This window comes from Amycolatopsis sp. NPDC051371 (assembly GCF_040682155.1).
In the GTDB taxonomy this organism is placed as follows: Bacteria; Actinomycetota; Actinomycetes; order Mycobacteriales; family Pseudonocardiaceae; genus Amycolatopsis.
Genome location: NZ_JBFBAG010000061.1, coordinates 1 through 16812 on the forward strand (window position 1 = coordinate 1; position 16812 = coordinate 16812).

Below are 16812 nucleotides of genomic sequence, written 5' to 3' on the forward strand. Positions count from 1 at the left end.
CGCGGACGGCGCGTGGTCGCGAGTGCGTCCCGTGCTCTCCGACGCGAGGCCTTCGTACGTCGGCTTCTCGGTCGTCGAGACGTTTTTGGTTAGAACACTGTTTCTCACTCACGACCGGTCAGTCGTCGGCGACCTGGGGCGGGCGCCCCGCTTGCCAGAGAAGGGCCCCGCGCAGCTGCTCGATCAACCGCTCGTCGTCCGCTTCGGACGGGTCGACGCCCAGCGGGATCCAGCGCTCGGACACCTTCGACCCTTCGTCGTAGCCCGTGATCACTATTCCCGAGTACGACAAGGACTCTTCGTCCGCGCAATCGCCGTCGGGCAGGGGCTCGTCCGCTTCGAAGCCCTCGTCGAAGCTGACGTGACGATGCTGCAGGCGGACGCTCACCCAGCGTCCGGCCGGCCGGATCGGCGCGCCTTCCTCGGTCATCTGGCTCCTACCCCCGGTCGCTGGCCTCTGCCGTCTCGTCGCATCCGGGCGCCGGGAAGTTACCGGCGGGTTGTTCCGGTTGCGTAACGACAAAGGTTTGCTCGAAACACCCGTTGCCCGCCACCGGAGCCACTCTTTTGACGATGGGTCAACTACTTGTTGACAGCGTGCCGCTCCCCCGCGAGGCTGAGCGGATGACCAGTGGGACGCGGCCGCGGCGGCGGCGCCTCGAACCGGCCGAACGGCGCGCGGAGATCCTCGCCGCCGCCCGGCACCTGTTCGGTGCGGGCAGCTACGCGTCGGTGTCCACTTCGGACATCGCCGAGGCCGCCGGGGTGGCGCGCCCGCTGATCAACCACTACTTCGGCGGCAAGCGCGAGCTGTACCTGGAAGTGGTGCGGCAGCTGATGATCGTGCCGGCGCCGGTCACCGAAGCGCTGCCGGACACGACGATGGAGGAGCGGCTGGCGATCGGTGTCGAGCGGTGGATCGACGTCGTGGACCGCAACCGCGACGCCTGGCTGACCGTGATCGGCCCCGAGTCCGCGGGCCGCGACCCCGAGATCGAGCGGATCATGCTGGAGGCCGACGAGATCGCCGCCGACCGGGTGCTGGAAGCCGCGCTGATGACCGACGTCACCGACGGCCGCGACGAGCTGCGCGCGATGATCCGGTCGTTCGGCGGGCTGCTGCGGGCCGCGTCGCGCGAATGGCTGATCCGCGGCACGCTCGACCGCGCGTCCCTGCGCACCTTTCTCACCGATTCGATCCTGAACCTGCTCAAGCTCACCTACCCGGCGGTGCTTGCCGGGCGGCCCGGAAGCGCCGGGCGAACGCCGCCGGCGTCATCCCGGTCCAGCGCTTGAACGCGTAGATGAAGCTCGACGCCTCGGCGTACCCGAGCCGGTACGCGACGTCCTCGACCGACAGGACGCCGGTGTCGAGCAGCTCCTCGGCCAGCGCCTGGCGGACCTCGTCGACCAGCGCGCGGTAGCTGGTGCCGGACTCGGACAGGCGCCGCCGCAGCGTGCGCGTGCTGAGCGTCAGCTGGCGGGCGATCTCGTCCATCCCGGCGTCGACGCCGCCGAGCCGGACCAGACGCTCCCGGACCTGCTGCGAGATGCCCGAACGCCGGCGTTTGCGCGCGACGAGCGCTTCGCACTGCGCGGCGCACAAGGCGACGGTCTGGTCGTTGGCCTGCGGCAGCGGCAGCATCAGCAGCGCGGGGTCGAGCGTCGCGCGGCAGGCGTCGGCGCCGAATCGCGGCACCACGCCGAACGCGACCCGGTAAGGGTCCACTGTGGACTCGTCGTGCCGGAAGCTCAGGTCTTCCAGCACGATCTCCGGCAGCAGGTCGCGCATCACCGAGAAGATCGCGGCCAGGTCGCGCAGCACGAGGAAACGGGCGACGTCGGCGGGCACGCGGCTGTCGTCGAGCTCCAGCGTCAGCCGGCCGCTCTCCAGCTCGACGTGCGGGATGCAGAAGGCGAAGCTGAGGTCGAAGTAGCGGAGGGCGAACAGCATCGCGTCCTGCAGCGTCGGGCTGCTGATGCAGGCGAACCCGAAGATGCCGAAGGTGGTGACGCGGTAGCGGCGCCCGAGCTCCAAGGCCGTCGCGTCCGAGCCGTCCAGCTCGGCCAGCGCGCGGACGACGGCCAGCTCCTGGCGCGCGTCGACCTGCACCGACGGGTCGGCGAGGAGCTCCGGCGAGAGCGTGGTCGCGGACAGGAGGTGCTCCGCGGGCAGGCCGCGGTCGGCGGCGAACCGGGTCATCAGCTCGATGCTCGCGGTGCCGCGCGGGAAGTCCCAGTCCCCGACGGCGGGCGCGGCGAGCTCGGCCATGGCCGGAAGTATGGATGACGGCCGTTCGCGCGTCGAATCGAGGACCGGAACTGTCCGGGGTGATCGTTAGGGTGACGGCGTGGAGACCTTGAGCCGGCGGGCCGTGAACCGCGCGACACTGGAGCGCCAGCTGCTGCTGCGGCCCGCGAGGATGTCCGCTCTCGATGCCGTCGAGCACCTGGCCGGACTGCAGGCGCAGGCGCCGTTCCCGCCGTACTACGCGTTGTGGTCGCGCCTGGACGGGTTCCGGCCGCAGGAGCTGGCTTCACTGCTCGAAGAGCGTCAGGTGGTCAGGATCGCCTTGATGCGCGGCACGGTCCACCTGGTCACGGCGGCGGACGCGCTGGCGTGGCGGCCGGTGGTGCAGGTGCTCTACGACCGCGACCTGAAGACGAACACGCTGCACGCACGCGAGCTGGCCGAGCTGGACCATTCCGAGGTCGCCTCGGCGGCTCGGGAGCTGCTGTCTTCTTCGGCTTTGTCCAGCACGGCGCTGGGTGCCGAGCTGGCGCGGCGCTGGCCGGACCGCGCCAAGGCGTCGCTCACCCACCTCGCCCGGGGCCGCTTGCCGCTGGTGCAGGTTCCGCCGCGGGGCATCTGGGGCAAGGCCGGGCAGACGACGTACGCGTGCCTCGACGAGTGGGTGGGCGCACCGCTCGCCCCGCCCTCGCCGGCGGACCTGATCGCGCGGTACCTGCGCGCGTTCGGGCCGGCGTCGGTGGCGGACGTGCAGGCATGGGCGGGCATCACGCGCCTCGGCGAGGTGGCTTCTTCGATGGACCTGCGGCGGTATCGCGACCAGGACGGCCGGGAGCTGCTGGACCTGCCGGAGCTGTCCGTGCCGGATGAGGACGTCCCGGCGCCGCCCCGGCTGCTCGGGCCGTTCGACCAGATGATCCTCTCCTACGCGGACCGGACGCGGGTGATCTCGGACGACTACCGCAAGCGCGTCATCACCCAGAACGGCCTGGTCAAGGGCACGCTGCTGGTCGACGGGCAGGTGCGGGGCCTCTGGGAGATCACGAAGACGAAGAAGGCGGCGATCGTCGAGCTGTCGCCGTTCGAGAAGCTGCCGAAGCGCGATCTGACGGCGTTGGAGAGCGCCGCCGGGCGGCTGCTGGACTGGGCGGAACCGGCCGCGGAGACCCGGGAGGTGCGCACCCACGCGCCGACGTGACGGCTGGCCGGAATTCTCGATCGGGTGACCGTTCGTGGCCTGTTGTCACAGGCGTCCGCTGCGTAGCTTTTTCGCATGAGTAGTTCGGCGAAGGGCCCGTCGGTGCTGATCGTGGGCACCGGGTTCGGCGGTATCGGGACGGCGATCGAGCTGAAGCGCGCCGGGTTCACCGACTTCACCATCTTGGAGAGCGCGGCCGAGCCCGGCGGCGTCTGGCGGGACAACACCTACCCCGGTGCCGCGTGCGACATCCCGTCGCCGCTCTATTCGTACTCGTTCGAGCCGAACCCGCGGTGGCCGAAGCGGTTCTCCTACCAGCCGGACATCCTGGCCTACCTGCGGCGCGTCATCACGAAGTACGGGCTCGAGCCGCACATCCGGTACCGGACCGAGGTCACCGGAGCGGCGTTCGACGAGGAGCGCGGCGTCTGGCGGGTCGAGACGCAGAGCGGCGAGACGTACGAAGCAAACGTTTTCGTCCCCGCCGTCGGCCAGCTCTCGCGGCCGGCGCTGCCGGACATCCCGAACCGGGAGAGCTTCGCCGGCGACGCGTTCCACTCGGCGCGCTGGGACCACGACGTCGAGCTGGCCGGCAAACGCGTCGCCGTCATCGGGACCGGGGCGAGCGCCGTCCAGTTCGTGCCGGAGCTGCGCAAGCACGCGAAGCACGTCACGGTCTTCCAGCGCACGCCGCCGTACGTCATGGCGAAGTCCGACCCGGCCTACCGGCGCTGGCAGCACTGGCTGTTCGAGCACCTGCCGCCCACGCAGCTGCTCGGCCGGCTGCGGATCTTCCTGCTCGCCGAGTACGCGACGTACGCGATGACCAAGCACCCGGTGCTGGCGAAGATGTTCGAGCTGCGGACGGCGCAGCTGCGGCGCCGGCACATCAAGGACCCGGAGCTGCGCGCGAAGCTGAAGCCGGCCTATCCCCTGGGCTGCAAGCGGATCCTGTTCACCAACGAGTACCTGCCCGCGCTGGCCCAGCCGAACGTCGACGTCGAGGCGCGGCGGATCTCTTCGATCACGCCGCGTGGCGTGCGGGTCGAGGACGGGACCGAGCTCGAGGCGGACGTCCTGGTCTACGGCACCGGGTTCGCCGCGACGGAGTTCCTCGGCCGGATGAAGGTGCTCGGCCTCGGCGGCCGGTCGCTGCAGGACGAGTGGGCCGGCGGCGCGCGGGCCTACCTGGGCATGACCGTGCCCGGGTTCCCGAACATGTTCTGCGTCTACGGGCCCAACACCAACCTCGGCGCCGGGTCCATCATCTACATGATCGAGCGGCAGGCGCGTTACATCCGCCAGGCGGTCGAACAGCTCGCGCGGCCCGGCGTGTCCTATGTGGACGTCAAGCCGGAGGTCGAGGAGCGCTACGACCGGGAGGTGCAGCGGCGGCTGGGCCAGAGCGTGTGGAGCGAGTGCACGAGCTGGTACCGGCAGGCCGACGGCCGCGTGACGACCAACTGGCCGGGCCTGGTCACCGAGTACGACCGCCGGACCCGGCGGCTCGACCCGGGCGACTTCCGGGTGATGGCGTGATGGACTACGACGTCCTGGTGATCGGATCGGGGTTCGGCGGGAGCGTCACGGCGCTGCGGCTGACCGAGAAGGGCTACCGCGTCGGCGTGCTGGAGACCGGGCGCCGGTTCGCCGACGACGAATTCGCGAAGACGTCGTGGCGGCTGCGGAAGTACCTGTGGGCGCCCGCGCTGGGGTGTTTCGGCATCCAGCGGCTGACGCTGCTGAAGAACACGTTCGTGATGAGCGGCTCCGGCGTCGGCGGCGGTTCGCTGGTGTACGCGAACACGCTGTACGAGCCGCCGGACAAGTTCTACGCCGACCCGCAGTGGGCGCACATCACGGACTGGAAGGACGAGCTCGCGCCGTACTATGACCAGGCGAAGCGGATGCTGGGCGTGGTCGAGAACCCGGCGACGACGGCCGCGGACCGGGTGCTGCTCGAGGTCGCCGAAGACATGGGCATCGGGCACACCTACCGCCGCACGCCGGTCGGCGTCTACTTCGGACAGTCCGGCGTGGACCCGTTCTTCGGCGGCGCCGGTCCCCTGCGGTCCTCCTGCACCCTGTGCGGCGAGTGCATGACCGGCTGCCGGGTCGGGGCGAAGAACACGACCGTGAAGAACTACCTGTACCTGGCCGAGCAGGCGGGCGCGGTGGTGCACCCGCTGACGACCGCGGTCACGGTGCGGCCGATCCCCGGCGGGTACGCGGTGGACACGCGGCGCACCGGCCGCCGTTCCGGCCGGACGTTCACCGCGTCGCAGGTGGTGTTCTCGGCGGCTTCCCTGGGGACGCAGCGCCTCCTGCACCGCATGCGCGACACCGGTAATTTGCCTTCTATTTCGCCCCGGCTGGGACTGCTGGCGCGGACGAACTCGGAGGCGGTGCTGGCGGCCCGGTCGTTGCGCTCGGACACGGACTACACGCGGGGTGTCGCGATCACGTCGTCTATCCACCCCGACGAGGTGACGCACGTGGAGCCGGTGCGGTACGGGCGCGGCAGCAACGTGATGGGCCTGATGGCGACGGTGCTGGTGGACGGTTCGCCCGGGCGTCGCCGCTGGGTGCTGGGGTTGCGGGAGCTGTGGCGTTCTCGCCGCGACCTGCTGCGCATCCACAACCCGCGGCGGTGGTCGGAGCGGATGATCGGGCTGCTGGTGATGCAGACGCTCGACAATTCCGTGACGACGTACACGAAGCGTGGGTTGTTCGGACGCCGGATGACGACGCGCCAGGGGGCTGGCCAGCCGTCGCCGTCGTGGATCCCGGCGGGGCACGAGGTGACGCGCCGGGTGGCCGCGAAGATCGGCGGGCTGCCGCAGGGGGCGTGGACGGATATGGCCAATATTCCGATCACGGGGCATTTCATCGGCGGGTGCGTGATCGGGGACTCGGCTTCCACCGGGGTCGTGGATCCGTACCAGCGGGTGTACGGGTATCCGGGGCTGCATGTGGTGGACGGGTCGGCGATTTCGGCGAACCTCGGGGTGAACCCGTCGCTGACGATCACGGCGCAGGCTGAGCGGGCGATGGCTTTTTGGCCTAATCGGGGGGAGGTGGATCCGCGGCCTTCGCTGGGTGAGCCGTATCGGCGGGTGGCGGCGGTGGCGCCTCACAAGCCGGTGGTCCCGGCGGAGGCCTCGGGAGCCCTGCGGCTGCCGGTGGTGCCCAAGTGAGGAGGTTCGACGACTACAAGTCAGCCTCGGCACCGATTTTTGACAACCGCCTCTGGCCGCTGTCAAGGATCGCGCCGGCGAGAACTCGCGCGCGCCGAGTCGTCGACAGCCGATGTAGCCAGAGTCCGGCGAGGCTTGTTTCGCGCGTCCCAGGTTCGTTGCCCGCGCGGCGGCGAGTGCGAACGTCTTGAATGACTCATTCAGGTCTTCGGAGGTCTTGAATGAGTCATTCAAGACCTTTGGTCCGGGCTACCGAGCCGGACCCAGGCTCGGCGAGCCCCCGGCTCCAGCGGCTGGAACGTCAACCACTTGCAACCGCGACTCCAACGCGAGAAGGCCCTCCCGGACCGCGCTTCCGGGAGGGCCATTCAGCGCACGGTTACGGCAGGCCCGCGAGCCCGGCCGACACCGTGTTGGCGAACGCGTAGCCGTTCGACGCGTCCCAGTTGATCGACCACGTCATCGCGCCGCGGATGGCCGGGTACGTCGTCGACGGCTTGAACGAGCCGCAGGATGTTCCGCGGGCCAGGCAGTTCAGCGCCGACACCGTGTTCGACGGTGACTGGTAGCCGCCGCCTGCCGCCTGGGACGATGCCGGGAGACCCAGACCCACCTGGTCCGCGCGCAGGCCGCCCTGGAGCTGGATGCAGGCCAGCGCCGTCAGGAAGTCGACCGTGCCCTGGGCGTACACGCTGCCGTTGCAGCCGAGCATCGTGCCGGAGTTGTAGTACTGCATGTTGACGACCGTCAGGATGTCCTTGATGCCCAGCGCGAGCTGGAAGTAGCCACCCTGCGTGGACTGCATGTCGATCGTCTGCGGCGCCATCGTGAGGACCTTGCCGCCGCCGTTGTAGATGCTGCGCAGCGCCTGGCCCATGTACGTCGCGTTGATGCCGTTCTCGAGGTCGATGTCGACGCCGTCGAAGCCGTAGTTCGAGATCAGCGACTTGACGCTGTTCGCGAAGTTGTTCGCCGACGACGAATCGCTGACGCTGATCGTGCCGTTCTGGCCGCCGACCGAGATGATGACCTTCTGGCCGCGCGCCTGGACCGTCTTGATGTCCGCCTTGAACTGCGCGTCCGTGTAGCCGCCGAGCTGCGAGGAGAGGCCCGAGTCGAGCGTGAAGCTCACGGCGCCCGGCGTGCCCGTCGCGTCCGCGAACGACACCGCGATGATGGTGTACTTCGTCGGGACGTCGGCCAGCTTCAGCGCCTTGGCGCCGTTGTAGAAGTTCTGCCAGTAGCCGGTCAGGACGTGCTTCGGCAGGTCACCCTGGGTGGGCGGCGGCGTGGTCGTCGTCGGCGGGGTCGTGGTGGTCGGCGGGGTGGTGGGAGTCGTGGGCGTGGTCGGCGTCGTCGGCGGCGGGGTGCCCGGGCCGTCGAGGTTGACGTCGTCGGCGTAGTACGTCGGCTGGCCGTACCAGCCGTGCAGGTACACCGTCAGCGACGTGCTCGAGCCGGTCGTGAAGCTCAGCGACAGCTGCTGGTAGCCGTTGGTGCCCGGGGTCCACGTGCTGGTCGTCGCCGAGCCGGAAACGCCCAGGTAGACGTAGCTGCCCTGCACCCAGGCCGACAGCTTGTACGCCGTGTTCGCCGAGACGGTGAGCGTCTGCGAGCACTGCGCGTTGTCCGACGACGTCGGCGTCGCGTTGAGGGCCCGGCTCCCGCTGTGGACCGGCGTGCTCACGGCGGTCGGAGTGGAGGTGCACGTCCAGCCCGAGGTCCCGGCTTCGAAGCCGGGGTTGGCCAGGATGTTCGCCGCCGCGGCGTTGCCGGCGAGGACGAACGTCACGCCGAGACTCAACGTGACCACGGAAAGTAGTGAAAGCAGGGCTAGCCGGACCTTGGGGACCACGGGCGACCTCCGCGAAGGTGGTGAGGCAGGTCACCACAAAATGGACTAGACCAATATGATTGTCAAGGAGCCCCATCCGAAAGTCGGGGTGGCGGAAACGGCAGAATGGTGAGGATCGGATCCAGGCGAAGCAGGAGCGTGTAGCAGTGAGCGTGTCGGTCGAGCAGAAGATCGCCGAAGAACTGGGCGTGCGCGAAGGGCAGGTCAAGGCCGCCGTCGACCTGCTCGACGGCGGCTCGACCGTGCCCTTCATCGCGCGGTACCGCAAGGAAGTCACCGGCATGCTCGACGACGCGCAGCTGCGCACGCTCGAAGAGCGGCTGCGCTACCTGCGGGAACTCGACGAGCGCCGGCTCGCCGTGCTCGAATCCATCCGCAGCCAGGGCAAGCTCGACGAGGCCCTCGAGGCCTCGATCCTCGCCGCGGACACGAAGTCGCGGCTGGAGGACATCTACCTCCCGTACAAGCCGAAGCGCCGCACGAAGGCCATGATCGCGCGCGAAGCGGGGCTCGAGCCGCTGGCCGACGGCCTGCTGAACGACCCTTCCACGGATCCGCAGGCCGCGGCCGCCGTGTTCGTCGACGCGGACAAGGGCGTCGCGGACGCGCAGGCGGCCCTCGACGGCGCCCGCTCGATCCTCGTCGAGCGCTTCGCCGAAGACGCCGACCTCATCGGTGACCTGCGCGAGAAGATGTGGAGCCAGGGCCACCTGGTCGCCAAGGTCCGCTCCGGCAAGGAGGAAGAAGGCGCGAAGTTCTCCGACTACTTCGACTTCTCCGAGCCCTACACCAAGCTCCCCTCGCACCGGATCCTCGCGATGCTGCGCGGCGAGAAGGAAGAGGTCCTCGACCTCACGATGTCGCCGGACGAGCCCACCGACGAGCCGCAGGTCGGCCCGACCGACTACGAGACGCGCATCGCCGCGAAGTTCGGCATCACGCAGCAGGGCCGCCCCGGCGACAAGTGGCTCGGCGACACCGTGCGCTGGGCGTGGCGCACCAAGATCCTCCTGCACCTGGGCATCGACCTGCGGATGCGGCTGCGCCAAGCGGCCGAGGACGACGCCGTGCGCGTGTTCGCGGCCAACCTGCGTGACCTGCTGCTGGCCGCGCCGGCCGGCACCCGCGCCACGATGGGCCTCGACCCGGGCTTCCGCACCGGCGTCAAGGTGGCCGTCGTGGACGCGACCGGCAAGGTCGTCGACACCCACGTCATCTACCCGCACCAGCCGGCGAACAAGTGGGACCAGTCGATCGCCGAGCTCGCTGCCCTCGCGGCGCGGCACAAGGTCGACCTGATCTCGATCGGCAACGGGACGGCGTCGCGCGAGACGGACAAGCTCGCGATCGAGCTCATCAAGAAGCACCCCGAGCTGAAGCTGACGAAGGCGATCGTGTCCGAGGCGGGCGCGTCGGTGTACTCGGCGTCGGCGTTCGCCTCGGCGGAACTGCCGAACATGGACGTCTCGCTGCGCGGCGCGGTCTCGATCGCGCGGCGGCTGCAGGACCCGCTCGCGGAGCTGGTGAAGATCGACCCGAAGTCGATCGGTGTCGGGCAGTACCAGCACGACCTGTCCGAGGTCTCGCTGTCGCGCTCGCTCGACGCGGTGGTCGAAGACTGCGTGAACGCGGTCGGCGTCGACGTCAACACCGCGTCGGCTCCCCTGCTGACCCGCGTCTCGGGCATCACGACCGGGCTGGCGGAGAACATCGTCTCCCACCGCGACACGAACGGGCCGTTCCGCTCCCGGACGGCGCTGAAGGAGGTCGCGCGGCTCGGCCCGAAGGCGTTCGAGCAGTGCGCGGGCTTCCTGCGCATCCCGGACGGCGACGACCCGCTCGACTCGTCGTCGGTGCACCCGGAGGCCTACCCGGTGGTGCGGCGCATCCTGTCGGCGACCGGCACGGACCTACGTGCGCTGATCGGCAACACGCGGACGCTCACCTCATTGCAGCCTTCGCAGTTCGTCGACGACACGTTCGGCCTCCCGACGGTGACGGACATCCTGGCCGAGCTCGACAAGCCGGGCCGCGACCCGCGCCCGGCGTTCAAGACGGCGACGTTCGCCGAGGGCGTGGACAAGATCGGCGACCTCAAGCCGGGGATGCGCCTGGAGGGTGTGGTCACGAACGTGGCGGCGTTCGGGGCGTTCATCGACGTCGGCGTGCACCAGGACGGGCTCGCGCACGTTTCGGCCCTGTCGAAGAACTTCGTGAAGGACCCGCGCGAAGTCGTGAAGCCCGGCGACATAGTGAAGGTGAAGGTGCTCGACGTCGACGTGCCGCGGAAGCGGATTTCGCTGACGCTGCGGCTGGACGACGAGCCGGGTGCGCCCTCGGGCAACCGCGGCGGCGGCGGTGGCGGCCGTGACCGGGGTCAGCAGGGCGGCGGCGGTCAGCGCCGCGGCGGTTCGGGCGGCGGCGGTCAGCGCAGCGGCTCCGGCGGCGGTGGCGGTGGTGGCGGCGGCCGGGGTGGCAACTCCGGCGGCGGTTCCGGCTCCGGCTCTGGCGGCAGCGGCTCCATGGCGGACGCGCTGCGGCGGGCCGGGTTCGGCAAGTAGGACCTCAGTTACCCACAGGCCGGCGGAGTTGTGGACAACTCCGCCGGCCGACGGCTTTCCAGCGGGTTTCGTCAGCGGGCGACGATAGACTGGAGCCGGGACGTCCCCCCTGGGAGTGGCGGGGGCGCGTCCGGTCCCGGCTCGCCACCAGCCGCAGGCCTGTTTCGACGAGGAGCCACCCGAGGCGTTGCCGGTGCGTTCCGTTCCGCCGGCGGGGTTGCCGATGGGCCGTGCCCCGTTTCAGCTCCGTTTCCCGTTCGCGGACCAGGTCTTCCGCCATCAGAAAGTGCACCACGTTCGTCCCCCTCAGCCGGACTTCGAGTCGTCGGATTCCTCCGGTCGCGCTTGCCGGGGGAACGCCGACCAGTGCGCGATCACGTTGTGGTCGCCCGGTCGCGCGTCCCGTCGGTAGCGCTCGACCACCTCTTCGACCTCGGCACTCATCGCGGCCGCTTCCTCGGGCGTGAGGGACAGCCTCGCGTCGTTGAAAACGGCTTTGTCGTACCACTCCCCCACCCACCGCGGGAGTTCGCTGACGAACCGCGACTCCGCCTGGTAGCGGTGTTCGATCACCGATCGCAGGTAGGTGTCCAAGGGGCCGGCGAGGTCCGGGTCGTCGATGAAGTCGGCGGCCCGCATGCGCGTCGTCTTCTGCGCCGAGCGCCACCAGCGTTCGCGTTTGTTGCCGCGTTCGGTGTCCTCTTCGACCAGGCCGGCCTCGGCCAGCTGGCGCAGGTGCCAGCTGGTGGTCCCGGAGCTTTCGCCGACCCGCTTTCCCAGTCCGGTCGCGGTGGCGGGGCCATCCGCCTGCAGCAGTTCAGAGAGTTCTCTGCAAAGCATCCTCTGCGATCAGGCACAGACAGAGGCGTCAGCCGCACTGCATCGTGCACCGCGCGCGGTCGAAGCGCCCCGCCTCGAGGTCGTCGGTCCGGATCATCCAGTACAGCATTCCGGCGTCGCCCCAGGTCATGCCGGCTTTGTCGTCGCTGTCGATCTGGGCGAGCAGCACCCAGCGGGCCGCTTCCTCGGCCAGCCGCGGGTCCTGGTAGCTCCCGAGTACCTCGGCGGCGATCTCGTTCTCCACCGCGCCCTGAACGGGCAGGGCGAACCCACCGACCTGGTGCTCCGGGCCCGGCCCACGCGCTTCCTCGATCAGCTCGCCGAAAACATCGGTGCCGGAGGGGTCGTCCTCAGCGGCCTCGGCGAGGGATTCCCCGCTCGAAATCCTGGTCTGGTCGAGCAGGACGTGCTCACGCTCCGGGGCCGTGGCCACGACCTCGCCGAAGAGGTCCCGCGCCGGGTAGGGCACGACCCCTTCGGGCGCGGCCCGTTCGGCGACCGGCACCCCCGCCGGGACGAAGAGCACCCTGCTGCCTTCGATGTCTTCGAGCCGCGGATCCTCGTCGGCGCCGCGGCGGTGTCCGTCGAAGGAGAAGAACAACAGCGTGCCCGCCTCGGGCAGCGGAGAGAACTCACGCGGCAGCGCCGCGCACTCCACCGCGGCGACGAAGTCGAGCGGTCCCCGCCCCGGCCACTCGGGCCACTCCGCCTCCGCGGGCATGACCGGAGCCCCGCCGATCCATCCCACGCGCGGGCCCGCACCGGCGGAAACCAACCGGATGCTCGGCCGGAACAGCGCGGTCCACTTCGCCGCGACCTCGGCGGGCAACCGCTCGTGGGCGAGGGTGCTGAGTCGATCTCTCCATGACGTCACCGGGACATCCTGGCAGCGGGCACCGACAAAACCGGCTCAGCGCAGCGCTACCAGGCCCACCACGAACAGCACCGCCGGCACCACTGCGGCCGCCGAGCTGATCAGCCCGATCCCGCCGCGCCAGCCGGCCGGGGACGCGTCGAGGACCAGCCGGCGCACCAGCGCCGCCTCCACGACCGCGGCCAGCAGGAACCCGAAGCCGACGCTGAAGATCGCCGTCGCGCCGACGAAGAACAGGCCCGATGTCGACGCCACCCCCAGGGGCGCCGCGACCTCCCACCGGACCAGTCCCGCGGACACCGCGAGCAATGCCAGCAGCAGCACGAACGCGACGAGGAAACCGATCCGCGCGGTCGTCTGGTGCTGGGCGTGCGCGAACCACCAGAACCCCGCGTCGAGCGCCGCCACGACCGCGGCGAGCGCCAGGAACCCGGCACGGAACGTCAGCACCCGATGACTCTAGCGAGGCGGGACCTGGCTCATGATCGCGGTCGTGTGGCCGTCGGGGTCGGTGAAGAACGCCATCCACTCCTCGACCCCGGACTCGTGCCGGAAGATCAGGTGCGGCGCGCCGAGCAACTCGACCCCCCGTGAGCGCAGCGCGTCGTAGGCGGCGTTGATGTCTGGGACGCTGAAATACAGCACCGACTCCGTGCCCGTCGGTTCCCCGGCGGTCAGGAACAGCCGGACGCCGTCGCAGTCGAAGAACGCCAGGTCGCCGAAGGTGTAGAGGTGCTCCAGCCCGAGCACGTCGCCGTAGAACGCCTTCGCCCGGCCGAGGTCCGCCACGGTCCGCGAAACCTGCCCGATCGGTCCCAGCACCGCCGCCTCCTCACCCGCCCGGCCGGCGAGCGCGCTGTCCGCCGGGGCGCCGCGCCACGCGCGCAGCTCGGCCCGCCCGGTCAGGCCGAGCTTGCGGACGGCGTTGCCGACGTGGAACTTGACGGCGTCCCGGCTCGTGCCGCGCCGCCGCGCGATTTCGCGGTTCGTCAGGCCGTGGCGGACCGCGTCGACCACCCGCCACTCGGCGGGGGTCAGCCGGTCGGGGTGCCGTGGCCTGCCGCGCTCGCCCACGCGCCGACGATAGCCCCGGATCCGCCGAATTACCCTCCCCCGGCGAACCGCGCTTCCACGCTGCCCAGCGCGCCGAAGTCGGCGACCACGTGCCCGCCGGCGTGGATCGGGCACGGTGAGGTCGCCGTTCCCGTCGTCACGATGTCGCCCGGACGCAACGACCGGCCGTGGCGGGGCAGCTCCATCGCCAGCCAGTGCAGCGCCAGCCGCGGGTCGCCGAGCACCAGGCTGCCGCTGCCGCGCGAGAACTCTTCGCCGTCGGCGTGCAGGACGACCGTCTGTCGCGGCAGGTCGAGGTCGCGCCAGCCCGGCACCGCCCGCCCCTCGACGAACCGGCCCGCGCACGCGACGTCGGCCAGCAGCTGCGGGCCACCCGCGTGCTGGTGGTCGGTGTAGCGGCTGTCCGGCATCTCCAGCGCGAGAACCATCGTGTCGACGGCGTCGAGCACCGCGGTCAGCGACGGCGACAACCCCGGGTCGGCCTTGAGCCGGAACGCGAACTCGGGTTCGGCGACGCCCATCGTCATGGTGTCGGCCGGCACCGGCTCGCCCTCGGCGTGGCGGTACCGCTCGAACATCACGCCCGGCAGCGGGCCGGGGACGTCGAGGTACTGCCGGGCGTAGACGGTCGTCGCGGCGATCTTCCAGCCGGACACCGGCCCGGCCAGCTCGGCGAGCGCCGCCTGCGCGGCCATGCCCTCGGCGAGGTCGCGCGGGCGGGCGTCGTCGGGAAGACCGTCGAGGCGTTTTCCGGTCTGCCACGCATCCCAGATGAGTTCCGCCGCCCGCTCTCGGTTCACCCTCGTGATCTTGCCAACCGGAAGACCGGGTGTCGATCGGCTTCCGCCGCGAAGGCTTCGGCCGGATCACTGAGCTTCGCGTCGAAGAACGGCGCCGTCACGGGGATCTTGCGGACGTACGTGCGCAGCACCGGGCCGGCCGTCGCGGCGTCGGCCTCTTCGACCGTCCACGTCTCGCGCCGGCGGCCGCGCCTCAGCCGGGCGGTGGCGTCGGCGCGCAGGTTGTGCACCCAGCCGACCTGCCCGTACGGCGAGACGAGCCAGCGGTCACCGCCGACCTCGAGGACGTTGACCGGCGTGGTCCGATCCGCGCCGGTCTTGCGTCCTCGGGTGGTCAGCAGGAACCCGGTGCCCCCGGTGATCGGGATCCCGCGTTCCAGCAACGCCTTGACGAGCACGTTCGCGGCTTTCCGCGTCACGCCGAGCCGGTACTTCCTGGCCATCACGGGTGCATAGCGTAGACCCCGGAGAGGTCACGCACCCGCGCCCAGACGTTCTCGAAGCGCCCGGTGTCCACCACCGGCTTGCGCAGCGCGGCCAGCGCGATCGCCTGCTGGGCGTCGGTCGAGCTCGCCTTGCCGTTGAGGTCGACCGCCGCGGCGCTGAAGTCCTGCACCAGCACCGCGAAGATCTGGTCGACGACCTCCGTGTCCAGGCCGGTGATCCCGGCCTGCTCCAGCACCAGCTGGCCGTACACGATGAGCGTGAACAGCTCGGTGAGCGCGAGCCCGAAGTCGAGATCGGCCTGCTGCGCCTCGTCGGGCGCGGCCTCCGTGAGGAGCTTGACCAGGTAGCCGGTCTGTTCGGTGAACAGCGCGACGTTCGGGATGTGCCGGGCTTGCGCGTACGCGGTCTTCCAGTCGTGGAAGCGGACCTTCGACAGGCCGCGCGCCGGGCCCTGGCGGAAGAGGAACTCGTCGTCCGCGGCGTCGGTGCGCGTGCCGACCGGCGCGTACTCCTGCGGCGCGAAGAGGTACGCGGGCATGAACTTCGCGATCAGCGCGAGGTTCACGGCAACCGTGCCTTCGAGCTTCGGGAGGCCGTCGATGTCGTTCTTGGACATCGCCAGGTACGTGTCGGCCTCGAAACCCTTGGCCGCCACGACGTCGGCGACCAGGCCGATCACCTTCTGCGCCTCGGTCGTCACCTTCATCTTGGTGATCGGGTTGAACAGCAGGTAGCGACGGTCGTCCGGGTTCGCGCTGCGGAAGTAGTCGACGGCGCGGTCGGAGAACAGCTTCATCGCGGTCAGCCGCGCGTAGGCCTCGACGAACTCGCGGCGCACGTGCGGGAAGTTCGTCACGGGCTTGCCGTAGAGGACGCGGTTGTGCGCGTGCGTGATGGCCTCGTACAGCGAGTGCGTCGCCATGCCGATGCCGCCGAAGCAGAGGTTGAACTTGCCGATGTTGACGGTGTTCAGCGCGGCGCTGAAGGCCTCGGCGCCGACGTGCAGGATGTCGTCGGCGTGCACCGGGTAGTCCTCGAGCCGGAACTCGGCGACGTACATCTGCGACGGCACGACGTTCTTGACGACGTGGTAGTTCGGGTGCTCGGCGTCGGCGTAGAAGAAGACGTACTGGTCCGGGCCTTCGACGCCGTCGATGCGGCCGAAGACCGACACCGTGCGCGCGCAGTTTCCGTTGCCGATGTAGTACTTCGAGCCGGTGGCGCGGTAGCCGTCGCCATCGCGCGTGAGCACCATGTCGGACGAGTAGATGTCGGCGCCGTGGTCCTTTTCGGACAGACCGAACGCGCCGACGCCGCCCGCGTCGAGGGCGTCCGCGGCGCGCTTGCGGGCGACGTCGTTGCCGCTCTGCCACACCGGGCCGAGGCCGAGGATCGTGACCTGCCACGGGTACCAGTAGTTCAAGCCGTAGAAGCCGAGGATTTCCGACAGCGCGGCGACGCGGGCGGTGTCCCAGCGCTTGTCGGGGTGGCCGCCGGCGTTCGCGGCCGGCGTCAGGAAGGTCGAGAACAGGCCTTCCTTGCCGGCGAACTCCAGGAAGTCCGCGTAGAAGGTGCGGTCGTGGTAGTCCTCGACGAGCTTGGCCTTCCCGCGCTGCTCGAACCAGTCGATGGTCGCCCGGAGCAGCCGGCGCGTTTCGGCGTCGAAGTGGGCCGGGTCGTACTCGTGCGGGTTCAGCAGCATGGACGCTCCTCAT

15 protein-coding genes are annotated in these 16812 nt (G+C 70.2%); 5 read left to right on the forward strand and 10 right to left on the reverse strand.

All coding sequences use genetic code 11. From position 1 onward, the window contains the following. Nucleotides 1-118: 118 nt before the first annotated feature. Nucleotides 119-430, reverse strand: coding sequence for a hypothetical protein (locus AB0M59_RS46395; protein ID WP_364628468.1), 312 nt, complete (start codon nucleotides 428-430; stop codon nucleotides 119-121). Between the two features lie 194 nt (nucleotides 431-624). Between AB0M59_RS46395 and AB0M59_RS46400 the strand changes: the two genes are divergently transcribed. After that, nucleotides 625-1296: a TetR/AcrR family transcriptional regulator gene (locus AB0M59_RS46400; protein WP_364628470.1), complete on the forward strand. Its 672-nt coding sequence runs from the start codon at nucleotides 625-627 to the stop codon at nucleotides 1294-1296. On the opposite strand, the gene AB0M59_RS46405 is transcribed toward AB0M59_RS46400, so the two are convergent. Further along, entirely contained in the window at nucleotides 1217-2272 is a 1056-nt protein-coding gene (locus AB0M59_RS46405) for an AraC family transcriptional regulator (protein ID WP_364628472.1), read from the reverse strand. The genes AB0M59_RS46400 and AB0M59_RS46405 overlap by 80 nt on opposite strands. A gap of 79 nt (nucleotides 2273-2351) precedes the next feature. On the opposite strand from AB0M59_RS46405, the gene AB0M59_RS46410 reads away from it, so the two are divergent. From AB0M59_RS46410 to AB0M59_RS46420, 3 genes are all read left to right on the forward strand, one after another. After that, nucleotides 2352-3449, forward strand: a complete 1098-nt coding sequence (locus AB0M59_RS46410) for a winged helix DNA-binding domain-containing protein (protein ID WP_364628474.1) — start codon at nucleotides 2352-2354, stop codon at nucleotides 3447-3449. Nucleotides 3450-3524: 75 nt separating this feature from the next. Next, the gene (locus tag AB0M59_RS46415) at nucleotides 3525-4988 is read left to right on the forward strand and encodes an NAD(P)/FAD-dependent oxidoreductase (RefSeq protein ID WP_364628476.1); all 1464 of its coding nucleotides are present in this window, start codon (nucleotides 3525-3527) and stop codon (nucleotides 4986-4988) included. Next, nucleotides 4988-6646 carry a GMC family oxidoreductase gene (locus AB0M59_RS46420; RefSeq protein ID WP_364628477.1) on the forward strand — a complete coding sequence of 553 codons (1659 nt, stop codon included), beginning with the start codon at nucleotides 4988-4990 and terminating at the stop codon, nucleotides 6644-6646. Before AB0M59_RS46415 ends, AB0M59_RS46420 begins: the two co-directional genes overlap by 1 nt. A gap of 379 nt (nucleotides 6647-7025) precedes the next feature. On the opposite strand, the gene AB0M59_RS46425 is transcribed toward AB0M59_RS46420, so the two are convergent. Then, nucleotides 7026-8501 carry a glycosyl hydrolase family 18 protein gene (locus AB0M59_RS46425; RefSeq protein ID WP_364628479.1) on the reverse strand — a complete coding sequence of 492 codons (1476 nt, stop codon included), beginning with the start codon at nucleotides 8499-8501 and terminating at the stop codon, nucleotides 7026-7028. A gap of 146 nt (nucleotides 8502-8647) precedes the next feature. Between AB0M59_RS46425 and AB0M59_RS46430 the strand changes: the two genes are divergently transcribed. Then, nucleotides 8648-11062, forward strand: a complete 2415-nt coding sequence (locus AB0M59_RS46430; protein WP_364628481.1) for a Tex family protein — start codon at nucleotides 8648-8650, stop codon at nucleotides 11060-11062. Nucleotides 11063-11368: 306 nt separating this feature from the next. Here AB0M59_RS46430 and AB0M59_RS46435 read toward each other — a convergent pair whose 3' ends face one another. From AB0M59_RS46435 to AB0M59_RS46465, 7 genes are read right to left on the reverse strand one after another with little or no spacing between them, the layout of a single operon-like run. Then, on the reverse strand, nucleotides 11369-11902 hold the full coding sequence (locus tag AB0M59_RS46435; RefSeq protein ID WP_364628483.1) for a helix-turn-helix domain-containing protein: 534 nt from the start codon (nucleotides 11900-11902) through the stop codon (nucleotides 11369-11371). Between the two features lie 28 nt (nucleotides 11903-11930). After that, complete coding sequence (locus tag AB0M59_RS46440; protein WP_364628485.1) at nucleotides 11931-12776, reverse strand: YwqG family protein; 846 nt, start codon at nucleotides 12774-12776, stop codon at nucleotides 11931-11933. Between the two features lie 36 nt (nucleotides 12777-12812). Continuing rightward, the gene (locus AB0M59_RS46445; protein WP_364628487.1) at nucleotides 12813-13226 is read right to left on the reverse strand and encodes a hypothetical protein; all 414 of its coding nucleotides are present in this window, start codon (nucleotides 13224-13226) and stop codon (nucleotides 12813-12815) included. A gap of 9 nt (nucleotides 13227-13235) precedes the next feature. Continuing rightward, nucleotides 13236-13850 (reverse strand): VOC family protein, encoded by a 615-nt coding sequence (locus AB0M59_RS46450; protein ID WP_364628489.1) that lies wholly within the window; start codon nucleotides 13848-13850, stop codon nucleotides 13236-13238. A gap of 29 nt (nucleotides 13851-13879) precedes the next feature. Then, a complete protein-coding gene (locus AB0M59_RS46455) occupies nucleotides 13880-14650 on the reverse strand; it encodes a fumarylacetoacetate hydrolase family protein (RefSeq protein WP_364628491.1) in 771 nt (256 codons plus the stop codon). Further along, entirely contained in the window at nucleotides 14647-15093 is a 447-nt protein-coding gene (locus tag AB0M59_RS46460; RefSeq protein WP_364628493.1) for a nitroreductase family deazaflavin-dependent oxidoreductase, read from the reverse strand. The genes AB0M59_RS46455 and AB0M59_RS46460 overlap by 4 nt, the downstream gene beginning before the upstream one ends. Next, on the reverse strand, nucleotides 15093-16799 hold the full coding sequence (locus AB0M59_RS46465; protein ID WP_364628495.1) for an acyl-CoA dehydrogenase: 1707 nt from the start codon (nucleotides 16797-16799) through the stop codon (nucleotides 15093-15095). Before AB0M59_RS46465 ends, AB0M59_RS46460 begins: the two co-directional genes overlap by 1 nt. Nucleotides 16800-16812: the final 13 nt, after the last annotated feature.